General features: G+C 65.0%; 1 protein-coding gene. It reads left to right on the top strand.

Annotated elements, in window-relative coordinates; genetic code table 11:
* Positions 1-449, top strand: a 449-nt coding sequence (locus EN749_RS37120) for an FAD-dependent oxidoreductase (RefSeq protein ID WP_189368072.1), incomplete at both ends; no start/stop codon positions are given.

A 449-nucleotide genomic window follows, 5' to 3' on the forward strand; every position in this document is an offset into this window, starting at 1 on the left:
CGATCATCCGCACCGCAAGGCTTTATGCCGACATGCGCGATGCAGAGAATTTCGGCGGCGACATGCCGGACCGTCTTCACGTCAACTTTCAGCGCGCCATGACGCGGATGCGGCAGATCCGGCAGCGGATCAGCCGCGCCGATGCCGCCGGTAGCCTGGTTTCCGAAGGCATCGACCTTTATTTCGGCGAAGCGCGGTTTTCCGGAAGGGACACTGTCACGGTCGCCGGACAAATCTTGCGTTTCAGGAAGGCGCTGATCGCGACAGGCGCGCGCCCGAGGCTGCCGACGATCCCGGGGCTTGCCGACGCCGGTTATCTCAGCAACGAGACCATGTTCGATCTCACGGAGTGCCCGAAGCGGCTTCTGGTCATCGGCGGCGGACCGCTCGGTTGCGAGGCGGCGCAGGCCTTCTGCCTGCTGGGCGCGAAGGTCATCCAGGCGCAGCGC

Source organism: Mesorhizobium sp. M7A.F.Ca.ET.027.02.1.1, assembly GCF_004022985.1.
In the GTDB taxonomy this organism is placed as follows: Bacteria; Pseudomonadota; Alphaproteobacteria; order Rhizobiales; family Rhizobiaceae; genus Mesorhizobium.